The 20,315-nt window shown below is 65.4% G+C and carries 19 protein-coding genes; 9 read left to right on the top strand and 10 right to left on the bottom strand.

The features are described from left to right. Positions 1-50 precede the first annotated feature (50 nt). Positions 51-1,097 carry a ubiquinol oxidase subunit II gene (cyoA, locus tag Cte04_RS16530; RefSeq protein WP_066480714.1) on the bottom strand — a complete coding sequence of 349 codons (1,047 nt, stop codon included), beginning with the start codon at positions 1,095-1,097 and terminating at the stop codon, positions 51-53. 393 nt (positions 1,098-1,490) lie between these two features. Here cyoA and Cte04_RS16525 point away from each other — a divergent pair, with 393 nt between their 5' ends. Next, complete coding sequence (locus tag Cte04_RS16525) at positions 1,491-2,831, top strand: MFS transporter (protein WP_066480712.1); 1,341 nt, start codon at positions 1,491-1,493, stop codon at positions 2,829-2,831. Positions 2,832-2,892: 61 nt separating this feature from the next. On the opposite strand, the gene Cte04_RS22030 is transcribed toward Cte04_RS16525, so the two are convergent. Further along, positions 2,893-3,324: a hypothetical protein gene (locus tag Cte04_RS22030; RefSeq protein WP_245633411.1), complete on the bottom strand. Its 432-nt coding sequence runs from the start codon at positions 3,322-3,324 to the stop codon at positions 2,893-2,895. A 121-nt stretch (positions 3,325-3,445) separates the two neighbouring features. On the opposite strand from Cte04_RS22030, the gene alaS reads away from it, so the two are divergent. After that, positions 3,446-6,070: an alanine--tRNA ligase gene (gene alaS / locus Cte04_RS16515; RefSeq protein ID WP_066480710.1), complete on the top strand. Its 2,625-nt coding sequence runs from the start codon at positions 3,446-3,448 to the stop codon at positions 6,068-6,070. A 213-nt stretch (positions 6,071-6,283) separates the two neighbouring features. On the opposite strand, the gene trmB is transcribed toward alaS, so the two are convergent. The 4 genes from trmB to Cte04_RS16495 form a co-directional block, all read right to left on the bottom strand. Then, a complete protein-coding gene (gene trmB / locus Cte04_RS16510; protein ID WP_066480708.1) occupies positions 6,284-7,024 on the bottom strand; it encodes a tRNA (guanosine(46)-N7)-methyltransferase TrmB in 741 nt (246 codons plus the stop codon). A gap of 110 nt (positions 7,025-7,134) precedes the next feature. Continuing rightward, on the bottom strand, positions 7,135-8,121 hold the full coding sequence (gene gluQRS, locus Cte04_RS16505; protein WP_066480706.1) for a tRNA glutamyl-Q(34) synthetase GluQRS: 987 nt from the start codon (positions 8,119-8,121) through the stop codon (positions 7,135-7,137). A gap of 51 nt (positions 8,122-8,172) precedes the next feature. Next, positions 8,173-9,306 carry an NAD(P)/FAD-dependent oxidoreductase gene (locus Cte04_RS16500; RefSeq protein WP_066480814.1) on the bottom strand — a complete coding sequence of 378 codons (1,134 nt, stop codon included), beginning with the start codon at positions 9,304-9,306 and terminating at the stop codon, positions 8,173-8,175. 182 nt (positions 9,307-9,488) lie between these two features. Further along, positions 9,489-10,427, bottom strand: coding sequence for a LysR family transcriptional regulator (locus Cte04_RS16495; RefSeq protein ID WP_066480704.1), 939 nt, complete (start codon positions 10,425-10,427; stop codon positions 9,489-9,491). Positions 10,428-10,557: 130 nt separating this feature from the next. On the opposite strand from Cte04_RS16495, the gene Cte04_RS16490 reads away from it, so the two are divergent. The 3 genes from Cte04_RS16490 (at position 10,558) to Cte04_RS16480 (ending at position 12,533) form a co-directional block, all read left to right on the top strand. Continuing rightward, positions 10,558-11,259 (top strand): pirin family protein, encoded by a 702-nt coding sequence (locus Cte04_RS16490; protein ID WP_066480699.1) that lies wholly within the window; start codon positions 10,558-10,560, stop codon positions 11,257-11,259. 145 nt (positions 11,260-11,404) lie between these two features. Beyond that, positions 11,405-11,815, top strand: coding sequence for a DoxX family protein (locus Cte04_RS16485; protein ID WP_066480693.1), 411 nt, complete (start codon positions 11,405-11,407; stop codon positions 11,813-11,815). Between the two features lie 163 nt (positions 11,816-11,978). Further along, complete coding sequence (locus tag Cte04_RS16480) at positions 11,979-12,533, top strand: flavodoxin family protein (RefSeq protein WP_066480692.1); 555 nt, start codon at positions 11,979-11,981, stop codon at positions 12,531-12,533. A 112-nt stretch (positions 12,534-12,645) separates the two neighbouring features. On the opposite strand, the gene Cte04_RS16475 is transcribed toward Cte04_RS16480, so the two are convergent. The 4 genes from Cte04_RS16475 to Cte04_RS16460 form a co-directional block, all read right to left on the bottom strand. After that, complete coding sequence (locus tag Cte04_RS16475) at positions 12,646-13,416, bottom strand: sulfurtransferase (RefSeq protein ID WP_066480812.1); 771 nt, start codon at positions 13,414-13,416, stop codon at positions 12,646-12,648. A 170-nt stretch (positions 13,417-13,586) separates the two neighbouring features. Next, on the bottom strand, positions 13,587-14,441 hold the full coding sequence (locus Cte04_RS16470) for a MinD/ParA family protein (protein ID WP_066480691.1): 855 nt from the start codon (positions 14,439-14,441) through the stop codon (positions 13,587-13,589). Continuing rightward, positions 14,434-15,240, bottom strand: coding sequence for a GGDEF domain-containing protein (locus tag Cte04_RS16465; protein WP_066480690.1), 807 nt, complete (start codon positions 15,238-15,240; stop codon positions 14,434-14,436). Before Cte04_RS16465 ends, Cte04_RS16470 begins: the two co-directional genes overlap by 8 nt. Before the next feature lie 95 nt (positions 15,241-15,335). Next, positions 15,336-16,997 (bottom strand): SulP family inorganic anion transporter, encoded by a 1,662-nt coding sequence (locus tag Cte04_RS16460; protein ID WP_066480688.1) that lies wholly within the window; start codon positions 16,995-16,997, stop codon positions 15,336-15,338. 150 nt (positions 16,998-17,147) lie between these two features. Between Cte04_RS16460 and Cte04_RS16455 the strand changes: the two genes are divergently transcribed. From Cte04_RS16455 to Cte04_RS16440, 4 genes are all read left to right on the top strand, one after another. Continuing rightward, entirely contained in the window at positions 17,148-17,657 is a 510-nt protein-coding gene (locus Cte04_RS16455; protein WP_066480685.1) for a BON domain-containing protein, read from the top strand. Positions 17,658-17,818: 161 nt separating this feature from the next. After that, positions 17,819-19,075, top strand: coding sequence for a PLP-dependent transferase (locus Cte04_RS16450; protein WP_066480676.1), 1,257 nt, complete (start codon positions 17,819-17,821; stop codon positions 19,073-19,075). 236 nt (positions 19,076-19,311) lie between these two features. Continuing rightward, positions 19,312-20,121 (top strand): DUF2189 domain-containing protein, encoded by an 810-nt coding sequence (locus Cte04_RS16445; RefSeq protein ID WP_066480671.1) that lies wholly within the window; start codon positions 19,312-19,314, stop codon positions 20,119-20,121. Further along, the gene (locus Cte04_RS16440; RefSeq protein WP_066480668.1) at positions 20,118-20,312 is read left to right on the top strand and encodes a hypothetical protein; all 195 of its coding nucleotides are present in this window, start codon (positions 20,118-20,120) and stop codon (positions 20,310-20,312) included. The genes Cte04_RS16445 and Cte04_RS16440 overlap by 4 nt, the downstream gene beginning before the upstream one ends. Positions 20,313-20,315 lie beyond the last annotated feature (3 nt).

Here is a 20,315-nt window from a genome sequence, read left to right as displayed (position 1 = left end):
TCATGGCGCGGAGGGCGCAGCCTAAGCAGCAGTCCGCAGCCGTTGATTGCTTATTGCTGTGCGACAGCTCCTGGGGTTGCGCGCTGGTCCAGCAGGGCCACCACACGGTCGGCATTGCGCACCGTGCACACGTCCTGCGGCAGATTCAGTCCGGCGCTCTTCAGATAGGCTTCGCCGCCAGCGGCATCGATGGCCATCATGTGGTGCATGCACATCTTGCCGTCCTCGACGCAGCGGTTGAGGATCTTGTTGTACAGGCCTTCATCTACGGCAGAGAAACGCTCCACGGGGTTGCGTTCGCTGGGCTTGGCCAGTGCCAGATAGGCATCGCGCGTCAGGGGCTTGCCATCGGTCTTCGCCTTGGCAACCCACTGCGCAAACTCTTCGTTGCTCACGCCGTGGAACTTGAAGGTCATGCCTGCAAAGCCCGCGCCGCTGTAGTGCGAAGCCAGGCCGTTGTAGACGCCGGGCTTGTTGATGACGGCGTTCAGCTCGGTCTGCATGCCGGGCATCGCATAGATCATGCCGGCCAGGTCAGGCACGTAGAACGCATTCATGGTGTTGGTCGAGGTCAGCTTGAAGCGGATGGGGCGATCCACCGGGGCTGCGAGTTCGTTCACCGTGGCGATGCCCTGCTCGGGGTAGAAGAACAGCCATTTCCAGTCCATGGCCACGACTTCCACTTCCAGGGGCTTGACATCGGCCGTCAGCGCCTTGCTGGCGGAGATGCGGTCCAGGGGGCGATAGGGGTCGAGCTTATGGGTGCTGATCCAGGTCAGCGCGCCCAGGGCGATGATGATCAGCAGGGGAACCGTCCAGATCACCAGTTCCAGTGCCGTCGAGTGGTGCCACTCGGGGTCGTAGTGCGCTTCGGTGTTCGACTGGCGGTATTTCCAGGCGAACAGCAGCGTCAGGAAGATCACTGGAATGATGATGATGAGCATCAGCAGCGTGGCTGTGATCACCAACTGGCCTTGCTGGGCGGCAATGTCGCCAGCAGGATTGAGCACGACGGCTTTGCTGCAACCAGCGAGACTGGCTGCCAAAGCTGCCGCGATGAGCCACGCAGGCCCACGGGTTTCCTTGAGTTTTAACATGCTATAGGCGTGACGAAGGCGCGTTTAGGTGTAAACGCGGATTACTGGATCTGGTCAAATGTAATACGAAGTTTGCATTTGTCGATTGGACATTTTGTCCAAGGTCAAAGGGTATGGGTTGACATTTCCCGGGGCAATCCCCATGCCCCGCCGCCATGCTCTCATCTGTGTCGCGACCTGTTTCCATCTGTTGTCGATCCTTGCCATCCCTGGGCGGGCCGTCGTTTTTCAAAGTCGTGCGCCGGGGGCAGCCGCTGACAGTGTTCAGGGTGAAACCGCTATTGCAGGCTTCATGTCTTGCGCGTAGAACGGATGGCGTCAGCTGAGAAAGTGGCAGACACAGAAACCTGTAGGTGTCGAGAGACAGCAAGTAAGACAAGGAGTTGCGTTCATATGAGTAGCCTCAATCCGTCCGTTGGTCTTACTCCCCAAGACTATGTGAATTCCGAAACCCTGGCCCTGGCAGATACGCATGAAGAAGCGACCCCCGGCGAAATCGCCGTGGGCGTGATCATCGGCCGTTCGTCCGAATACTTCGACTTTTTCGTGTTCGGCATTGCCTGCGTGCTGGTGTTCCCGTCCGTGCTGTTCCCCTTCCTGTCCAAGCTCGACGGCACGCTGGCCGCATTCGCCATCTTTGCGCTGGCCTTCATCGCGCGCCCCATCGGCACGGCGATTTCCATGGCCGTGCAGCGCCACTGGGGCCGGGCGACAAAGCTGACTTTGGCCCTGTTCCTGCTGGGCAGCTGCACCGTGGGCATGGCCTTCTTGCCTACCTATCAGAGTGTGGGCATCAATGCCATCGTGGCCATGGCCATTTTGCGCATAGGCCAGGGCCTTGCGCTCGGCGGCTCCTGGGACGGGCTGCCGTCGCTGCTGGCCATGTCGGCACCGAAGAACCGCCGCGGCTGGTATTCCATGATCGGCCAGTTGGGTGCGCCGCTGGGCTTCGTGATCGCGGCCAGCCTGTTTGCCTATCTGTACGGCAATCTGACGGCCGACGAATTCCTGACCTGGGGCTGGCGCTATCCGTTCTGCGTGGCGTTTGCGATCAACGTCGTGGCGCTGTTCGCGCGCCTGCGTCTGGTGGTCGGCCAGTCCTATACGGAGATGCTGCAGGAGCGCGAACTCGAGCCCATCAGCGTGACCAGCCTGATGCGCGACGAGGGCCGCAATGTGATGCTGGGCGCATTTGCCGCACTGGCCAGCTTTGCGCTGTTCCATCTGGTGACGGTGTTTCCGCTGTCTTGGATTTCGATGTTTTCCGATCAGGCCGTGACGGAAGTGCTGATCGTCCAGATCATCGGCGCGTTCTGCGCGGCCATTGCCATTGTGGTGTCCGGCTGGCTGGCTGACCGCGTGGGGCGTCGCAACACGCTGGGCACCATGGCCTGCCTGATCGGCATCTTCAGCTTCCTCGCGCCCTGGCTGCTGGGTAGCGGCACGGCCGGGAACAATGTGTTCATCATCGTGGGTTTCATTCTGCTTGGCCTGTCCTATGGTCAGTCCTCGGGCACGGTGACGTCCAACTTCTCCTCGCATTACCGCTACACGGGCGCTGCGCTGTCCGCCGACATGGCCTGGCTCATCGGTGCGGCATTCGCCCCGCTGGTCGCCCTGGGGGTTTCCGCACGCTTCGGCCTCGTGGCCCTGGGCGCTTACCTGCTGTCCGGCGCGCTGTGCACGCTGGCGGCCCTGGGCATCAACCGCGCGGTGGAGGCGCGCGACCAGTGAGAGGGCACCTTGCCTGAAGAAAAAAGCCGGGCTCGCCCCGGCTTTTTTCATGGCCCGGTCCCTAAGGATTGGCCTGGTACTTGGATTTGTAGGCAAACTCCAGTTGCTCGCAATCGGCCCGGGAATTGAATTCATGGGTCTTGCGTTCGGCCTCGGGTTTCTGGATCTGCTTCCAGCAGAGCTTGACGGTCTCGCCTTCGACCCAGCGCTGCTTGCTTTCGGGGTCGTCCATCAGCGAGCCGACCAGCATCAGCACGCCGAAAATGCCGACCGGCAAGCCGATGAGCCAGGGCACCAGCCGGTTTCCGGGGGAGCTCCGCTGCCCCTCGGTGGATTTTTCGGACGCGTTGGATGTCTTTGGATCGGTCATGCTCTTCCTTGTACCGCCGATTATCTGCGCATGCCGCAGGCCTGGATTGAGCGGCGTCAAGTCGCCTGCCGTGTAAGCACGCGGATGCCGGATCCGGCGGGCCTGCGTGGCAAGTGCCGGCATGGGCCAGGGCTGCAAGCGCAAACCTATAATGTCTGGCTGATTTGCCCTGACTTGCGCATTGCAGGTTGCTGCAACCCTGCAGGCCGCTGGTGCTGCGCCTTGCACCTCCATTCCAAAGACCATGAGTACACCCACTTTTTCCGTTGCCGACATCCGCAAGACGTTTCTGGAGTTTTATGCCTCCAAGGGCCACACGGTGGTGCCTTCCAGCTCGCTGGTGCCGGGCAACGATCCGACGCTGATGTTCACCAACTCGGGCATGGTGCAGTTCAAGGACGTGTTCCTGGGCACGGACAAGCGCCCCTACGTGCGCGCGGCTTCGGTGCAGGCCTGCCTGCGCGCTGGCGGCAAGCACAACGACCTCGAGAACGTGGGCTACACCGCCCGCCACCATACCTTCTTCGAGATGCTGGGCAACTGGTCTTTCGGCGACTACTTCAAGAAGGAGTCGATCGAGTGGGGCTGGGAGCTGCTGACGCAGGTCTTCAAGCTGCCGGCCGACAGGCTGCTGGCCACCGTCTACCACGAGGACGACGAGGCCTACGACATCTGGAAGAACGTGATCGGCCTGCCGCCCGAGCGCATCATCCGCATCGGCGACAACAAGGGCGGCAAGTACAAGAGTGACAACTTCTGGATGATGGCCGACACCGGCCCCTGCGGTCCGTGCTCGGAAATCTTCTATGACCACGGCGAACACATCGCCGGCGGCCCTCCGGGCAGCCCCGACGAGGACGGCGACCGCTTCATCGAGATCTGGAACCACGTGTTCATGCAGTTCGACATGAAGGAAGACGGCTCCGTGGTCAGGCTGCCCGCGCCCTGCGTGGACACCGGCATGGGCCTGGAGCGCCTGGCCGCCATCCTGCAGCACGTGCACAGCAACTACGAGATCGACCTGTTCCAGGCACTGATCCGGGCCGCAGCCCGCGAGACCCACGTCGAGGACCTGGCCAATCCTTCGCTGAAGGTGATCGCCGACCATATCCGCGCCACCTCCTTCCTGGTGGCCGACGGAGTGATTCCTTCCAACGAAGGCCGTGGCTACGTGCAGCGCCGCATCATCCGCCGCGCCATCCGCCACGGCTACAAGCTGGGCCAGAAGACGCCGTTCTTCCACAAGCTGGTGCATGACCTGGTGCTCCAGATGGGCGAGGCCTATCCCAAGCTCAAGGAGCAGGAAGCGCACATCACCAGCGTGCTCAAGGCCGAGGAAGAGCGCTTCTTCGAGACCCTGGCCCACGGCATGGAAATCCTGGACAACGCCCTGGCCGGCGGCACCCAGGTGCTGCCGGGCGACGTGGCCTTCAAGCTGCACGACACCTACGGCTTCCCGCTGGATCTGTCCAACGACGTGGCACGCGAGCGCGGCGTGACGGTGGACGAGGCCGGCTTCAAGGCCGCGATGGAGCACCAGAAGAATACCGCCCGCGCGGCCGGCAAGTTCAAGATGGACCGCGCGCTGGAGTACAGCGGCGCGGCCAACACTTTCACCGGCTACGAGCACCTGGCCGAGTCCGCAAAAATCGTAGCGCTCTACGCGGATGGCGAGAGCGTTTCCGAGCTCAAGAGCGGCCAAAGTGGCGTGGTGGTGCTGGATACCACTCCTTTTTATGCAGAATCCGGCGGCCAGGTCGGTGACCAGGGTGCTATCACCGCAGGCGCTTCGCGCTTTGCCGTGCAGGATACGCTCAAGATCAAGGCCGATGTCTACGGCCACCACGGCGTGCTCGAATCCGGCAGCCTGAAGGTCGGCGACGCCGTGCAGGCCGAGGTGGACACGCAGCTGCGCGCCGCCACCATGCGCAACCACTCCGTGACCCACATCATGCACAAGGCGCTGCGCGAAGTGCTGGGCGGCCATGTGCAGCAGAAGGGCTCGCTGGTCAATGCCGAGCGCACCCGTTTCGACTTTGCGCACAATGCGCCGGTCACGGCCGAGCAGATCCGCGAGATCGAAGCCCGCGTGAATGCCGAGATCCTGGCCAACACCGCCACCGATGCGCGCGTGATGGACATCGAGAGCGCCCAGAAGACCGGCGCCATGATGCTGTTCGGCGAGAAGTACGGCGAGACCGTGCGCGTGCTCGACATCGGCTCCAGCCGCGAGCTGTGCGGCGGCACCCATGTGCAGCGCACGGGCGACATCGGCCTGTTCAAGGTCGTGGGCGAATCGGGCGTGGCTGCCGGTGTGCGCCGTATCGAAGCCGTGACCGGCACCAATGCGCTGGCCTATCTGCAGTCGCTGGAATCCACCGTGGACCAGGCTGCGGCCGCCTTCAAGGCACCGGCTGCCGAGCTGACCCACCGCATCGGCGGTGCACTGGACCAGATCAAGGCCCTGGAAAAGGAAATCGCCGCGCTCAAGGGCAAGCTGGCTTCCAGCCAGGGCGACGAGCTGGCCACGCAGGCGGCCGATGTCAAGGGCGTGAAGGTGCTGGCCGCCCGGCTCGAAGGCGCCGACGCCAAGACGCTGCGCGAGACCATGGACAAGCTCAAGGACAAGCTGGGCGCGGCCGTTGTCGTGCTGGCCGCCGTGGACGGCGACAAGGTCCAGCTGGCCGCCGGCGTGACCAAGGCCGAGACCGCCAAGGTCAAGGCCGGCGAGCTGGTCAACTTCGTGGCCCAGCAGGTGGGCGGCAAGGGCGGCGGCAAGCCCGACATGGCCATGGCCGGCGGCACCGATGCCGGGGCTGTGCCTGCAGCGTTGGCCAGCGTGCAAGCCTGGGTGGCGGAGCGCCTGTAAGACGGGAGCAAAAGGCAGCCAGGCTGCCTTGCCTTCAAAGGAAAACGCTCCTCATCGAGGAGCGTTTTTCATGCTTAAAACTGGCGCAGACCAATGTCAGAGATGCCGAGCAAGAGCCTAGGCGGCGCCGCCGTCTCGCGGCGACGGCATCGTCCCCCCTTCCATAGCGCGCAGCGCGTAGAGAAAGGGGGAAGGCGCGAGCACCTCAGGGGGTTACTTTTTCCTGAACACCAGGTCCCACACGCCATGGCCCAGGCGCAGGCCGCGGTTCTCGAACTTGGTCAGCGGGCGGTAGTCGGGCTTGGCGGCATAGCCGTCGGCAATGTTCTGCAGCAGGGGCTCGGCACTCAGGACTTCGAGCATCTGCACCGCATAGGGCTCCCAGTCGGTCGCGCAATGGATGTATCCGCCGGGCTTGATGCGCGCGGCCAGCTTGGCGATCAGCGGTGGCTGGATCAGGCGGCGCTTGTTGTGCTTCTTCTTGTGCCAGGGATCGGGGAAGAAGATATGCACGCCGTCGATCGAGGCTTCGGGCAGCATGTTGTCTATGACTTCCACGGCATCGTGCTGCAGGATGCGGATGTTCTCGATCTGCTGCTCGCCGATACGCTTGAGCAGCGCGCCCACGCCGGGCTCGTGCACTTCGCAGCACAGGAAATTGTCATCGGGGCGCACGCGCGCGATATGGGCCGTGGCCTCGCCCATGCCGAAGCCGATTTCCAGGATCAGCGGGGCAGTACGGCCGAAGGCAGCTCCAGCGTCCAGCGCTGCCTTCCGGTATTGCAGCAGAAAACGCGGGCCCAGCTCTTCAAAAGCCTTGGCCTGGCCGGTGGTCGTGCGGCCGGCGCGGCGCACATAGCTCTTGATGGTCTTGGGATAGGCCACGCCCTCGGGGGCCTGGCCTTGGGGAGCTTGGGTGGAAACTTCAGCGCCGCTGGTATCGGTGGCGGCCACGGCTGAGGTTTCGGGTAGGGAGGAGGTAGAGGAAGTCACGGGTGGATTGTAAATAAGGACGGGTGCCGGCTGCAGCGCCAGCCGCAATGCCGGAGCGCGCCGGCGTTGCGTCAGTCGCGCTGGATTTCACGCCAGTGCCGTACCCAGAAGGCCAGTGCATCAGGCACGGTGGAAGCGGAATGATGCGGGGCCGGCAGGTCCAGGCAGGCTGCGGCTTGCGTCAGCGCTGCAAGAGGGTTGGAAAGATCCACGGCCGGCGCGCCATGCTGCTTGGAGAGTTTTTCGCCGTTGGCCATGCGCACCAGCGGCGTATGCAGATAGCGGGGAAGCGGAAGATGTAGGGCCTGCTGCAGCAGGATCTGGCGCGGCGTGTTGTCGGTCAGGTCTTCGCCGCGCACGATGTCGGTGATGCCTTGCTCGCCATCGTCCACCACCACGGCCAGCTGGTAGGCCCAGAGGCCGTCGGCCCGGCGCAGCACGAAGTCGCCCACAGTGGCAAGCACATCCTGCTGCTGCGGGCCCAGGCGCCGGTCCTGCCAGCACACCCGTCCTGCGGACATTGTTTCATCATTATTCATAGCTGCTTGCGCAGGTGTGCCAAGCGTTTGAGCTGGATCTGGTGGATACCGGTCGATCCAGCGCTGCAGCGCAAAGCGCCAGGCCCGTGCCGGCTTGCCATGCAGGCCGTTGCGACAGGTGCCGGGATAGGGGCGCTCCACATGGCGCTCATGGGCCAGCCCCATGGCCTGCCAGACCGCTTCGAGGTCCTTGCGCGTGCAGCCGCAGGGATAGGCCAGCCGGTCCTGCACGAGTTGCTCGAGCGCCTGGGCATAGAGCGCATGGCGCCGGGATTGCCAGACCACGGGCGCATCGGAATGCAGACCGCAGGCCGCCAGCTGACGCAGGATTTCCTGGTCGGCGCCGGGCTGGCAGCGTGGCGGGTCGATGTCTTCGATGCGCACCAGCCAGGTGCCGCCATGGGCGCGGGCATCGAGCCAGCTGGCCAGTGCGGCCACCAGCGACCCCGCATGCAGAGGGCCTGTGGGCGAAGGGGCAAAGCGGCCGGTATAGCCGGGCCGGAGAGGGATGGCGGACATAGAGGGCGCCCATCATAGCGGCGCGTGCGCCCGCTTGCCTGGAGTGCGTACTCAGGCCAGCGCCAGGCCCATCTCCAGTCCCGAGAGGAAGGCATCCTCGACACGGTGGCCCAGGCACCAGTCGCCGCAAAGGCCCAGTCCGCTGGACGGATCATGCAGATGCGGCCGGCCCAGCGGCGCCAGTGTCTGCGCCTGCGGCCAGAGATAGACGCTGGCATGGCGCGGTGCCACGCGTATTCCCGTGATCTCGCCAAAGGCCTTCTGCAGCTTGGACAGCACGCGCGAAGGATCGTCGCCGCGGTGCTCCTGCGACCACAGCGGATTGGCGTGCACGGTCCAGCGTTCGGTCTGGGCCCGGCCGGGCTTGGAGGACTCGCGGGCCACCCAGGCGATGCGGTCGTGCGTGGTGCGGGCCGCATTCCATTGCGGCCCCAGCGTGGTCAGGCCGGCCTGGGCCGCCATGGGGTAGGACAGCGTCATGGCCCAGCAGGGGGCCATCTCCACCAGGGCCAGCGATTGCGCCAGCTGGGCACCCTGCGGGGTGGACTGCAGCAGCTGGCGCGCCAGCGGCGCGGGCACGGCCAGCACCACGGCATCGAAACCGTCGGCATTTTGCTGGCCGTGGTCCTCGGTATCCAGCGTCAGCTCCCACTGGTGCCTGCCGGCGCGGCGCGGGCTGCCGGCCACATGGTGCACCAGCCGTGTCACGGACTGGCCCAGGTGCAGCCGGCCGCCCTCCCACAGCGGTCCGGCCCAGGCCAGGGGCAGGGCCTGCATGTCAGGCGTGCCGACCCAGTGGGTCTCGCGTGCCGGAGGCGCTTCCTGCGTCTTGCGGCCCTGGGCGTTGCGGATCTGGACGCTGCTCACGCTCCAGGCGCGCACCGTGCCGGGCGCCGTGTCCAGCGCCATCTGGAAGCGCGTATCGCGCACGGTGAAGAACTGGGCGCCGATGTCGAAGCTGCCATAGGGGCCGCTGACCGAGCGCAGCCGGCCGCCGGCCTGGGACAGGCGCTCGTAGACATGGACATCGTGGCCGGCCTGCATCAGCGTGCGGGCGCAGGCCAGGCCGGCAATGCCGGCGCCGACCACGGCGATGCGCCGGGGATGGTCCGATGCGGCAGGCTGGGGGTAAGCTGAAGCGGAGCGCGAAGCTTTGGTGGCCGAGGAAGCACGGGAAGCGTTCATGAACAAGCCTTTTCAACACAGGTCCGTCATAGCGTAGCAGCTATTCAAAGCATAGCAAGCGGTATTGCGCATGGTCTGACCGGGCCGGAGCCGGCACAGGGGGGACAGCGGTGCCGATGCTGCAACGCATCACAGCCAGCCACTCTACACCCGGCGCATGACGCCAGGCCGCCCGGCGGCGTTCAATGGCGGTGATGGTTTTCCATGAGGGCCTTGCGTGTGGCCGGGCTTTCCAGCTGCGCTATCCACCATTGCAGCGCCCGCCCCGGCGTATGCTGGGGAGCGCCGGACCAGGCATAGTGCACGCGCAGCGTGCGCTTGGAGCGCTGGACCTGGCGGGTGACCAGCAGCCCGGCCTCCAGATAGGCCTGGACCATGCCGCGCGGCAGGAAGCCGCAGCCTATGCCGCGGATCTGTGCCTCCACCTTGGCCTGCATGCTGTCCACGGTCAGCACGTCCTGGCCGTCGATCAGACCGTAGCTGATGTTGCTGCGCACGCCCGAATCGGCCACGGCAATCAGCCGGTGCTGCAGCAGTTCCTCATCGGAAATCGGCTCTTGCGCCTGGGCCAGCGGGTGGTGCGGCGCCACGGCGAAGATGAAGTCGGCCTCGCCCATCTCGCGCGTCTGCAGGTCCGCGGCGTTGCTGGTGTTGACGACCACGCCTATGGCCAGGTCGGCCTGGCCGCTGGTCAATGTCTCCAGGGTGCCGCTCAGGATGGCCTCCTTGAGCTTGAGGCGGGTGGGCGGCTTGAGGGCGTAGAAAGCCTCGATCAGCTCGAAGATCGGCGTGCGCGCGACGGCACCGTCCACGACGATGGTCAGCTGCGGCTCCCAGCCCGTGGCCACGCGCTTGACGCGGTGTGCCACGGCATCGATCTCCTGCAGCAGCCGCGCGCCTTCGGCCAGCAGGGCCTGGCCGGCCTCGGTGGGCTGGGCATGGCGCGAGCGGCGGTCGAACAGCAGCACGTCCAGAGCGTCCTCTATCTGGCGCACGCGGTAGGTCAGCGCGCTGGGCACCAGTCCCAGGGAGCGTGCAGCGGCGGCAAAGCTGCCGGTTTCCGAGATGGCCTGCAGCATGGCCAGGCTGTCGGGGGTCAGGACGTCGCGGGAGCTGGGCATGGTGGTATCGGAGGACTATTCAAAGTTTTCGAATGATGCCATCAATGCTCCTCAGCCACGGCATGGGGGGGCGCTTCTACAGTGGAGCCATCGAGATTTGATTGACGCTTCGCAAAGAAAGGACTCCACCATGATGACTCTGCGCCGATCCCAGGAACGCGGCTTTGCCGACCATGGCTGGCTGAAGTCGTTCCACAGTTTTTCGTTTGCCGGCTACTACGATCCGCGCCACATGGGCTTTGGCAACCTGCGCGTGATCAACGAGGACCGCATCGCTCCGGGCACGGGCTTTGGCGCCCACGGCCATCGCGACATGGAAATCATCAGCTACGTGCTGGAAGGCGGGCTCTCGCACAAGGACAGCATGGGCAATGAGCAGACCATCGTGCCTGGCGAGGTGCAGCGCATGAGCGCCGGCACGGGCGTGGTGCACAGCGAGCACAACCATGCCGCGGGCCAGACCACGCATTTCCTGCAGATCTGGCTCTTGCCGGCGCGCACCGGCGTCGAGCCCGGCTATGAGCAAAAGGCCTTTCCCGCAGCCGAAAAGCGCGGCCACCTGCGCCTGGTGGCATCGCCCGACGGCGCCGAGGGCTCGGTGTCCATAAATGCCGATGCCCGCCTGTTCGCCGGCCTGTTCGATGGTGGCGAATCCTTCGACATGGCACTGCCGGCCGGCCGCAAGACCTATGTGCACCTGGTGCGCGGCAAGCTGACGGTCAATGGGCAACGGCTGACAGCCGGCGATGCGGCACTTCTGGAAAATGAAGCCGCCTTGCGTCTGGACGCGGGCGAACAGGCAGAAGTGCTGGTGTTCGATCTCGAGGCCTGAACGGTTTCCGTGCGTGTCTGGTTCCCCGGGCTTGCACCGGCGCGCATGCGGTAGGGCGGTGGCCGGTAAGGCCATGCCCTGGCGCTTGTGGTGTGTGCGAGCCGTTTCACCTGTCATTGAGCGGCCACAGCCGCAAGGAGTTTGTATGCTGAATCAACTGAAGAATCCCCTGGCCCTGATTGGCCGCATCCTGATCGCCGCACTGTTCGTGCCGGCAGGCCTGCAGAAGCTCACCGGCTTTGCCGGTACCGTGGGCTATGCCGCTTCCGTGGGCATGCCTTTGCCGCAAGTCGGCGTGGCTGTGGCCCTGGTGGTGGAGATCGTGGGCGGCCTGGCCTTCCTGCTGGGCTGGGGTACGCGCTGGGTGGCTCTGGTCCTGGGCTTCTTCACGCTGGTGGCCTCTTTCTTCTTCCACAACTTCTGGGGCGTGCCGCCCGAGGCGGCCATGATGCAGCAGCTGCTGTTCTGGAAGAACATCGCTGTTGTCGGCGGCCTGCTGGGCTTCGCGGCCCATGGCGCCGGCGACTGGAGCGTGGATGCCCGCAAAGCCGCCTGAGCTGCCTTGAATTTCGTTTAGGCTCTCATATGCCCCGCAGCCTCTGGCTGCCGGGGCTTTTTCACAGCCGGGCCGCCCCCAAGGTGAAATGTCCCTCCCGAAGGAGCTGCGCGCACGCGCATGAGGGAGCGTGGGGCGCGTTTTTCAAGTCAAGGAAGAGTACATGGCGAATATCGTGGTGGTCTACCACTCGGGCTACGGGCATACGCAGCGGCTGGCCCAGGTCGTGGCCCAGGGCGCGGCGGCGCAGCTGCTGGCCATCGATGCGGACGGCAATCTGCCGGCCGGCGGCTGGGAGCAGCTGGCGGCGGCCGATGCCATCGTGCTGGGCGCGCCCACCTACATGGGTGGGCCCAGCTGGCAGTTCAAGCGCTTTGCCGACGCATCGTCCAAGGCCTGGTTCGCCCAGGCGTGGAAGGACAAGCTGTTTGCCGGCTTCACCAACAGCGCCGGCGTGCAGGGCGACAAGCAGGTCACGCTCGACTATCTGTATCACCTGGCCATGCAGCATGGCGGCCTCTGGGTGGGCCTGGGCATGCTGCCGTCCAACACCAAGGCCGCGCAGCGCAACGATGCGAACTGGATGGGTGCCTATTCGGGCGCCATGGCGCAGTCGCCCTCGGATGCTTCGGTGGCCGAGATGCTGCCCGGCGACCTGGAGACGGCGCGCCAGTTCGGCGCGCGCGTGGCCCAGGCAGCGGCGCGCTGGGCCCGATAGGCGCTATTCAATCGGGATCGGCCAGCGCTGGACTGCATTGGATTTCATGATGTTTTCTATCTGGAATCCATGCGTGGCAGGCGCTGTCTGCTTCTCTTTATGAGCGGACCGTTTACCGCAAGTGCTTTTTGACGGGGCGGGGGTGGACCAGCGCCGTGCGCTCCAGGTCCGTGCCCAGCGCGTCGCGCTCGTCGAAGACGAAGCAGCCGCCGTTGTAGAACTTGCCGTCGGTTTCCTCGAAGTACTTGAGGATGCCGCCCTCGAGCTGGTAGACATGCTCCACGCCTTCGTCCTGCATGAGCAGGGCGGCCTTTTCGCAGCGGATGCCGCCCGTGCAGTAGCTGACCACGGTCTTGCCGACCAGTTGCGCCTTGTGCGCGCGCAGCGCGGGCGGAAATTCGGTGAACTTGTTCAGGCGCCAGTCGATGGTGCCTTCGAAGGCGCCTTCGTCGACTTCGTAGTCGTTGCGCGTGTCCAGGGTCACCACTTCTCGGCCCTCGTCGTCATGGCCCTGTTCCAGCCAGCGGCGCAGCGTGGCTGGCGCCACCGAAGGCGCGCGGCCGCCAGCCGGGCGGATGGAGGGGTGATCCATGCGGATGATCTCGCGCTTGACCTTGACCAGCATCTTGCGAAACGGTACGGCGTCGGACCAGCTTTCCTTGGGCGCCAGGTCGGCAAAGCGCTCGTCCTCGCGCAGCGCATCGACAAAGGCACGCACCTGGGCCGCCGGGCCGGCCAGGAAGAAGTTGATGCCTTCCTCGGCCAGCAGCACCGTGCCCTTGAGATCCAGGGCCTGCGCGCGTTGGGCCAGGATGTCGCGCAGTGCCGCGGCATCGGGCAGCGGCGTGAACTTGTAGCAGGAGATATTGAGGATTTCAGGCACGGGCAGGCATACGGTGGGGTTGCGGCGCTGCAGCCAGCGCACGCGGGCCGAAGGAAAAAGGACAGGGCCGGGCATCCGGGGGGGACGCCTGGAAAACACGAAGGCGACCGCCGGCCTTGCGCCGTAAAAAAGACGGGCTGCGCAAGGTGGCCCGGCAGGCATTCGGCGGTTCAGGCGCCGGTGGTCAGGACCGCCTTGATTTTATTGGCCAGCTGAGCCACTGCGAGCGACGCGGGTGCTCCCGGCATGGCCTGCAGCAGCAGCTGGCGGCGCATCACGGCCTCGCGCACGGCGGGGTCGATGGGAATGTCGCCCAGATGCGACAGGCGCAGCGGCTGGCCCGAGGCCGTGCTCACGAAGCGGTTGAGCACCTGCTGCAGCTGGCTGGTGATGGCGCGGCCGTCGCCTGGGCGCTGGGCCTGGTTGATGACCAGACGGATCTGCTGGCGCTTTTGCTGCGTGGCCAGCACCTTGATGGCCGCATAGGCGTCGGTCAGCGAGGTGGGCTCGGGCGTGGCAACCACCAGCACCTCCGTGGCCAGGGAAACCGAGAACAGCACCACGTCGGAAATGCCGGCGCCGGTGTCGAGCAGAATGATGTCGTAGCGCGGAGCCAGCAGCTCGATGGTGCGCATGAACTGGGTGCGGATCTCGGGCGTAAGGCGCGAATATTCGATCATGCCCGAGCCGGCGAGCAGCACGGAGTAGCCGCCGGCCGTGGGCAGGATGGCCTCGTCCAGCGAGGAGCGGCCGGTGAAGACATCGTGCAGCGTGATCTTGGGATTGAGGTTGAGCACCACGTCCAGATTCGCCAGGCCCAGGTCCGCATCCAGCACCAGCACCTTGTAGCCATGGCGCGTGAGCGCCGCCGCCAGATTGACGGACACGAAGGTCTTGCCCACACCGCCTTTGCCGCTGGTCACCGCGATGATGTGCGCGCGTCGGGAACGGGCTTGCGCCTGCACGGCATCCCCCATCGAGATGCCGGCTGGAAAGGAAGGGCTGGGCGCCACAACGTCAGTCATCAGAAGGCTTTCTGACTTGGCTTGCAATGTCGGTGTTCACGTCGAGTTCAATCTCGTTATCGTTGTCATTGTCATCGAGCGATGGCTCGAACAAAGGCCCGAAAAGAAGGCTTTTTTCCTCGGCACTCACCGTGCTGTCGGGCGGCTCCTCGATCTGTATGCAGTTGCGGCCGCTGGATTTGGCCAGATACAGCTGCCGGTCGGCGCGCTCGGTCCACAGCGCCGAGGTGCTGCGTATCCATTGCAGCGCAAAGGCGCCGCCGATGCTGACCGTGACCTGCAGCGACAGCCCGGGCGAGATCACGATCGGCGTGCTCTCTATGCTTTCGCGCAGGCGCTCGGCCACGGACTGGCCGAAGGCTGCGGCGCACATGGGCAGCACGATGGCGAATTCCTCGCCGCCGTAGCGTGCCAGCGTATCCATGGGACGTATGCCCTGGGACAGGGTCTGGGCCACGGACTGCAGCACGCGGTCGCCGGCGATATGGCCGTGTTCGTCATTGATCTGCTTGAAGTGATCGATGTCCAGCATCAGCATCAGCGCGCTTTCGCCGGAGCGCGCCACACGGTCCATTTCGCGCTCGACCACCGAGCGGAAGTGCCGCCGGTTGGCCAGGCCTGTGAGCGGGTCGCGCAGGGACAGCGCACACAGGCCGTCGATCAGTGCCTGCAGATACTGGGTCGGCGAGTCGTTGGGCAATTGCATGCCCCCTGCGCTCGCACGAGCCACCAGGGAATGGGCTGTGGCCAAGCGCAGATCGCGTAGATATACGGATTGGAGAGGGGCGGGAGAAATCACAATTTGCTACGAAAACTCCAGCCAGTGTATCAGCGCTGCGGATGGCTGTGCAGGCGCATTGCCATCGTGTTGCGGCCCTGCGCGGGCGCTTTGTGTCAACCCTGTGGCAGCGCGGCCAGGAATTCCGCATCGGTGCGGTACAGGCGCAGATGCTGGCCCTGGTGGGACAGCATGCCCGCGCGCTCCAGCCGCTGCTGCACGGGCAGCTTGAGCCCCACCACATGCAGGGTGCCGCCGCGCTGGGCCACCAGCCGCTCCAGGCGGGCAAAGGTCTCCACGCCGGTCACGTCGATATTGTTGATGGGCTGGGTCAGCAGTGCCAGATGCTTGGCATCGGCTTGCTGCTGCCACAGATCGCTGGTGAAGCGCTCCATGGCCGAGGCCGAGGCGAAGTCCAGGTCGGCGTCCATGCGCAGGGTGATCAGCCCGGGTGCCAGCGGCGGCAGCTGCCACAGCTGGCGGCTGCGCAGGCTGCCGTCGCCGTGCAAGCCCACTTCCAGGATGCGCGGATGCAGGCGCTGGTAGAGGAAATAGCCCAGGCTCAGCACGATACCGGCGAACACGCCCCAGTACATGCGCGGCGCGGTCAGCAGCGTGAGCGCCAGCGTAGCCACGCTGATGCAGCCTTCCACCAGCGAAATGCGAAACAGCTGGATGATGACCGAAGGCTTGATCAGATTGACCACCGCCGTGATGACGATGGCCGCCAGCGCCGCCTTGGGCACATGGTAGAGCCATGGAATGAACCACAGCACCACGATCACCACCAGCAGGATGGAGAAGACGTTGGAATAACCGGTCTTGGCGCCCGCCAGCAGATTGACGGCCGAGCGCGAGAACGAGGCGCTGGTGGCAAAGCTGCCGAACAGGCCGGCGCTGATCTTGGACAGGCCCTGGGCGACAAGGTCCTGATTCTCGTTCCAGCGCGTGCCGGCCTGCTGGTGCTCCACCTGGGCACTGGATGCAGTCTCGAGAAAGCTCACCAGCGAAATCACCAGCACGGGCATGACCAGATCGCCGAATTCTTCCCAGGACAGCAGTCCGGGCCACTGGAAATGCGGCAGGCCTGCGGGCAGGTGGCCCACCACGGCACCGCCGCCGTCGGCAAAGCCCGTGGCCCAGCTGACCAGCCCCGTGAGCGCGATGATGAAGATCGCCGAGGGGAATGCGGCGCGCCACTTCTTGGCTGCGACGAGCAGCACGATGCTGCCTAGGCCATAGGCAATGGAATGCCAGTCGAACAGATAGATGGAAGGGGAATGCCACAGTGCGGACCAGTCGCTGCGCAGGCCCAGCAGCGTGGGCAGCTGGGAGGCCAGGATGAGCAGGGCCGCGGCCTGGGTGAAGCCCGTGAGCACGGGCGAGGTCACCAGGTTGAGCAGCCAGCCTGCACGCACCATGCCCAGCATCCACTGCACCAGGCCCGACATGATGGCCATCCAGGCCGCCAAAGCCACCCAGTGCGCCGACCCCGGCTCGGCCAGGCCCATGAGCGAGGCACCGATCAGCAGCGCGCTCAGCGCCGTCGGCCCCACGCCCAGGCGGGGCGAAGGACTAAACACGATGGCCACCGCCGCGGGCACGATGGACGCGTAAATGCCCGTGATCAGCGGCATGCCGGCCAGGGCGGCGTAGGCCACTCCCTGGGGCAGCAGCATGAGCCCAACGGTCAGGCCGGCCCAGAACTCGCCACGCAGCAGTGCTGCCGTGGGCTTGGGCCAGGAAAGGAAAGGAAACCAGCGCGCCAGAGAATGCATGGACGCTATTGTCATGTGAACCAGCCGGGCTTGCAGGTCACATCGGCGATCCGAGCTTGTCCTACAGGCAGGCGCGGGCTCGTCGGATCGGCGAAGCATGTGCGCGTGGATACAGTCACTCATGTTTTAGAACAGATTAGGGGGTAAATCATGACTGTTATGACAAAGCGTTATGTGCAAATCATGGCCGTGACGGCCCTGGCCTTTGGTCTGGCGGCCTGCGGCAAGAACGACGATAGCCAGACGGCGGGGCAGAAGCTCGACTCCGCCATCTCGCAAACCAAGGAAGCGGCCGACAGCGCAGGCAAGAAGCTGGAAGAAGGTGCCAGCCAGGCGGGCAATGCCACCACCAATGCGCTGGACAAGGCCGGCGACAAGATCAGCAGCGCCGCCGATTCGGCCGGAGCCAAGATCGAAGAAGGTGCCGCCAAGGCTGGCCAGGCGCTGGACGATGCCGGCATCACCGCCGCCATCAAGGCCGAGCTGATCAAGGCGCCCGAAGTCAGCGCACTCAAGGTGGATGTGGATACCAAGGGCGGCGTGGTGACCCTCAGCGGCACCGTGCCCAGCGAGGCCGTGAAGAACCGCGCTGGCGACATCGCCAAGGGCGTCAAGGGCGTGGCCTCGGTGAACAACAACCTCGCCGTGCAGGCGAACTGACAGGCCGCGGCCTGAATCGAAAAAAGCCGGGTGGCTGCGGCCCCCGGCTTTTTCTTTTGTGCCGGCACCCGGTGCAAGCTGCGAGACACGGTTTCGAAATCATCCCGATTGCACTCCAACGCAGCTGTGTAGAGATCATTAACACGTTCTAAGATGCAGGCATGACCCAAGCAGACCACCGACCCGATCCATCGTGCGCTTCCCGGCTGCCCACGCAGCTGATCCACCATCCCTACCAGCCGCCGCAGGACTTTGCCGGCCCCCAGCCCGCCGTGCACAAGGCCTCTACCGTGTTCTTCGAGAACGTGCAGGCCATGCGCGAGCGCCGCTGGCTGGACAAGAGCAGCTATACCTACGGCCTGCATGGCACCCCGACCACCTACACGCTGGAAGAGCGGCTGTGTGCCCTGGAAGGGGGGCTGCAGTGCCTGCTGGTGCCCAGCGGCCTGGCGGCGATCGCCACCGTGTCCCTGGCCCTGCTGCGGACTGGCGACGAGGTGCTGATCCCCGACAACGTCTACGGCCCCAACAAGACGCTGGCCGAAGGCGAGCTCGCGCATTTCGGCATCACCCACCAGTATTACGACCCCACGGATGTGGCCGATCTCGCTGCCCGCATCACGCCGGCGACCAGGCTGGTGTGGCTGGAGGCGCCAGGCTCCGTGACCATGGAATTCCCCGATCTGATCGCCCAGGTGCGCCTGTGCCGTGAAAAAGGCGTGACCACGGTGCTGGACAACACATGGGGCGCGGGCCTGGCCTTCCGCCCCTTCGACCTTCTCGGCGACGGCAGCCTGGGCGTGGATGTGTCCGCGCATGCGCTGACCAAATATCCCAGCGGGGGCGGCGACGTGCTCATGGGCAGCATCGTCACGCGCAACCAGCCGTTGCACATGCGCATCAAGCTCGCCCATATGCGCCTGGGCCTGGGCGTGGGCGCCAACGATGCCGAGGCCGTGCTGCGCAGCCTGCCCAGCATCGCGCTGCGCTACCACGCCCAGGACCGCGCGGCGCGCCAGCTCGCCCGCTGGCTGTCCACCCAAAGCGCGGTGGCGCAGGTGCTCCACCCGGCCTTGCCCGGGGCGCCCGGCCATGCGCACTGGCAGCAGCTGTGCGGCGCCAGCCGCGGCGGCGAGGGGCTTGAGGGCGTGGCCGCGGGCCTGTTCAGCGTGGTGATCGATGCACGCTTCGGGCAGGACGCCGTCGACCGTTTCTGCGACCACCTGCGGCTGTTCAGGCTCGGGTACAGCTGGGGCGGACCGGTCAGCCTCGTCGTGCCCTACGAGTTGTCCGAAATGCGCAGCCGCGCCACGCCGCATCTGCGCGCAGGCACCGTGGTGCGCTTTGCCATCGGCCTGGAAGATCCTGCAGACCTCCAGGCCGATCTGGCCCAGGCGCTGCACACTGCCTTTGGCTGATCCCCGGTTTGCTATTGAATAAGTAGCTGCTGGCGCATTGTGGCGAATGATTACGGCATTGATGGATGCTGTGTCTATCTTGCATCAAGCGCCAGCAGCTTTGTTTTCGATAGCGGCCTGCGGGCTTTCCGCAATGGCAGCGCCAGGCGGGCAAGGTAATTTGTGACCATTGCGCCCCTTTGGCCTGGCGGTGTACCGCTGCCGGCAGGGCGTCCTGGTTGCAAGGAGGTTCCCGCATGCAAGCTTCCCCTGTTACCGACACCCGTGCCCCGGCTGCGGCGCTGCATCCATGCCGGCTGCGCTGGAACCAGCCCTGGCAATGGCTGGCGCTGGGGGTCAGGGATGTCCTGCGCGCGCCGGCAATTGCCCTGTTTTACGGGCTGTGCTTCTGGGCCATGGCTTTGATGATGGCCTGGGTGTTCCGCGCCAGCCCCGAATACGCCATGGCCATGGCCAGCGGCTGCCTGCTGGTGGGGCCCTTCATGGCCATGGGGCTGTACGAGGTCAGCCGCCAGCTGGAGTTGGGCGGGGCACCGCGGTTTTCGGAGTCGCTGACCTGCTGGGAACGCAACCTGTCCGGCATGGGCATGCTGGTCATGGTGCTGCTGGTGCTGGAAATGCTCTGGGCGCGCGCCGCCATGGTGGTGTTCGCAGTGTTCTTCGACACCGGCATGCCCACGACGGCCACCCTGATGCAGACCCTGTTGCGCTGGGAAAACTGGGAGTTCCTGGCCGTCTATGCGGCCGTGGGCGGCGTGTTTGCGGCCCTGGTCTTCGCCAGTACGGTCGTGGCCCTGCCCGCCATGCTGGACCGCGGCACGGATGCGCTCACGGCCTGCATCACCAGCATGCGCGTGGTGTGCCTCAATCTGCCGGTCATGGCGCTGTGGGGCTTGCTGATCGCTGCGCTGGTGATTCTGTCGATGGGCTGGGGTGGCGTGTTCCTGCTGATCGTGGGGCCGGTGCTGGGCTGCGCGAGCTGGCATGCCTACCGGGACAGCGTGGCTGGCGATGCGGCTGCACCGGCCGGGGAGGAGGGCACATGACGGGCCGCAAGCAGGAAATCCGCAATGGCGGCGCAGCAGAGCGGCCGCTGGAAGGCACGCTGGCGCCGGCTGCCGGCCTGGATGCCGCCGCTGCGGCGCAGGAAGCCTTCAACGATCCGTATTTCGATGCCCATCCACCGGAGCCGGACACGGGCTGGGACTGCCTGGGGCGCGAGGACCTGCCAGGCTGAGCT

Source organism: Comamonas terrae (genome assembly GCF_001544075.1).
In the GTDB taxonomy this organism is placed as follows: domain Bacteria; phylum Pseudomonadota; class Gammaproteobacteria; order Burkholderiales; family Burkholderiaceae_C; genus Comamonas; species Comamonas terrae.
This window is presented reverse-complemented; position numbering and strand designations above follow the sequence as displayed.

Excerpts from the sequence above, each read along its gene's own strand:
- cyoA (WP_066480714.1), bottom strand. The coding sequence starts at position 1,097 with ATGTTAAAACTCAAGGAAACCCGTGGGCCTGCGTGGCTCATCGCGGCA.
- Cte04_RS16525 (WP_066480712.1), top strand. The coding sequence starts at position 1,491 with ATGAGTAGCCTCAATCCGTCCGTTGGTCTTACTCCCCAAGACTATGTG.
- Cte04_RS22030 (WP_245633411.1), bottom strand. The coding sequence starts at position 3,324 with ATGCCGGCACTTGCCACGCAGGCCCGCCGGATCCGGCATCCGCGTGCT.
- alaS (WP_066480710.1), top strand. The coding sequence starts at position 3,446 with ATGAGTACACCCACTTTTTCCGTTGCCGACATCCGCAAGACGTTTCTG.
- gluQRS (WP_066480706.1), bottom strand. The coding sequence starts at position 8,121 with ATGTCCGCCATCCCTCTCCGGCCCGGCTATACCGGCCGCTTTGCCCCT.
- Cte04_RS16500 (WP_066480814.1), bottom strand. The coding sequence starts at position 9,306 with ATGAACGCTTCCCGTGCTTCCTCGGCCACCAAAGCTTCGCGCTCCGCT.
- Cte04_RS16495 (WP_066480704.1), bottom strand. The coding sequence starts at position 10,427 with ATGCCCAGCTCCCGCGACGTCCTGACCCCCGACAGCCTGGCCATGCTG.
- Cte04_RS16490 (WP_066480699.1), top strand. The coding sequence starts at position 10,558 with ATGATGACTCTGCGCCGATCCCAGGAACGCGGCTTTGCCGACCATGGC.
- Cte04_RS16485 (WP_066480693.1), top strand. The coding sequence starts at position 11,405 with ATGCTGAATCAACTGAAGAATCCCCTGGCCCTGATTGGCCGCATCCTG.
- Cte04_RS16480 (WP_066480692.1), top strand. The coding sequence starts at position 11,979 with ATGGCGAATATCGTGGTGGTCTACCACTCGGGCTACGGGCATACGCAG.
- Cte04_RS16470 (WP_066480691.1), bottom strand. The coding sequence starts at position 14,441 with ATGACTGACGTTGTGGCGCCCAGCCCTTCCTTTCCAGCCGGCATCTCG.
- Cte04_RS16460 (WP_066480688.1), bottom strand. The coding sequence starts at position 16,997 with ATGCATTCTCTGGCGCGCTGGTTTCCTTTCCTTTCCTGGCCCAAGCCC.
- Cte04_RS16455 (WP_066480685.1), top strand. The coding sequence starts at position 17,148 with ATGACTGTTATGACAAAGCGTTATGTGCAAATCATGGCCGTGACGGCC.
- Cte04_RS16450 (WP_066480676.1), top strand. The coding sequence starts at position 17,819 with ATGACCCAAGCAGACCACCGACCCGATCCATCGTGCGCTTCCCGGCTG.
- Cte04_RS16445 (WP_066480671.1), top strand. The coding sequence starts at position 19,312 with ATGCAAGCTTCCCCTGTTACCGACACCCGTGCCCCGGCTGCGGCGCTG.
- Cte04_RS16440 (WP_066480668.1), top strand. The coding sequence starts at position 20,118 with ATGACGGGCCGCAAGCAGGAAATCCGCAATGGCGGCGCAGCAGAGCGG.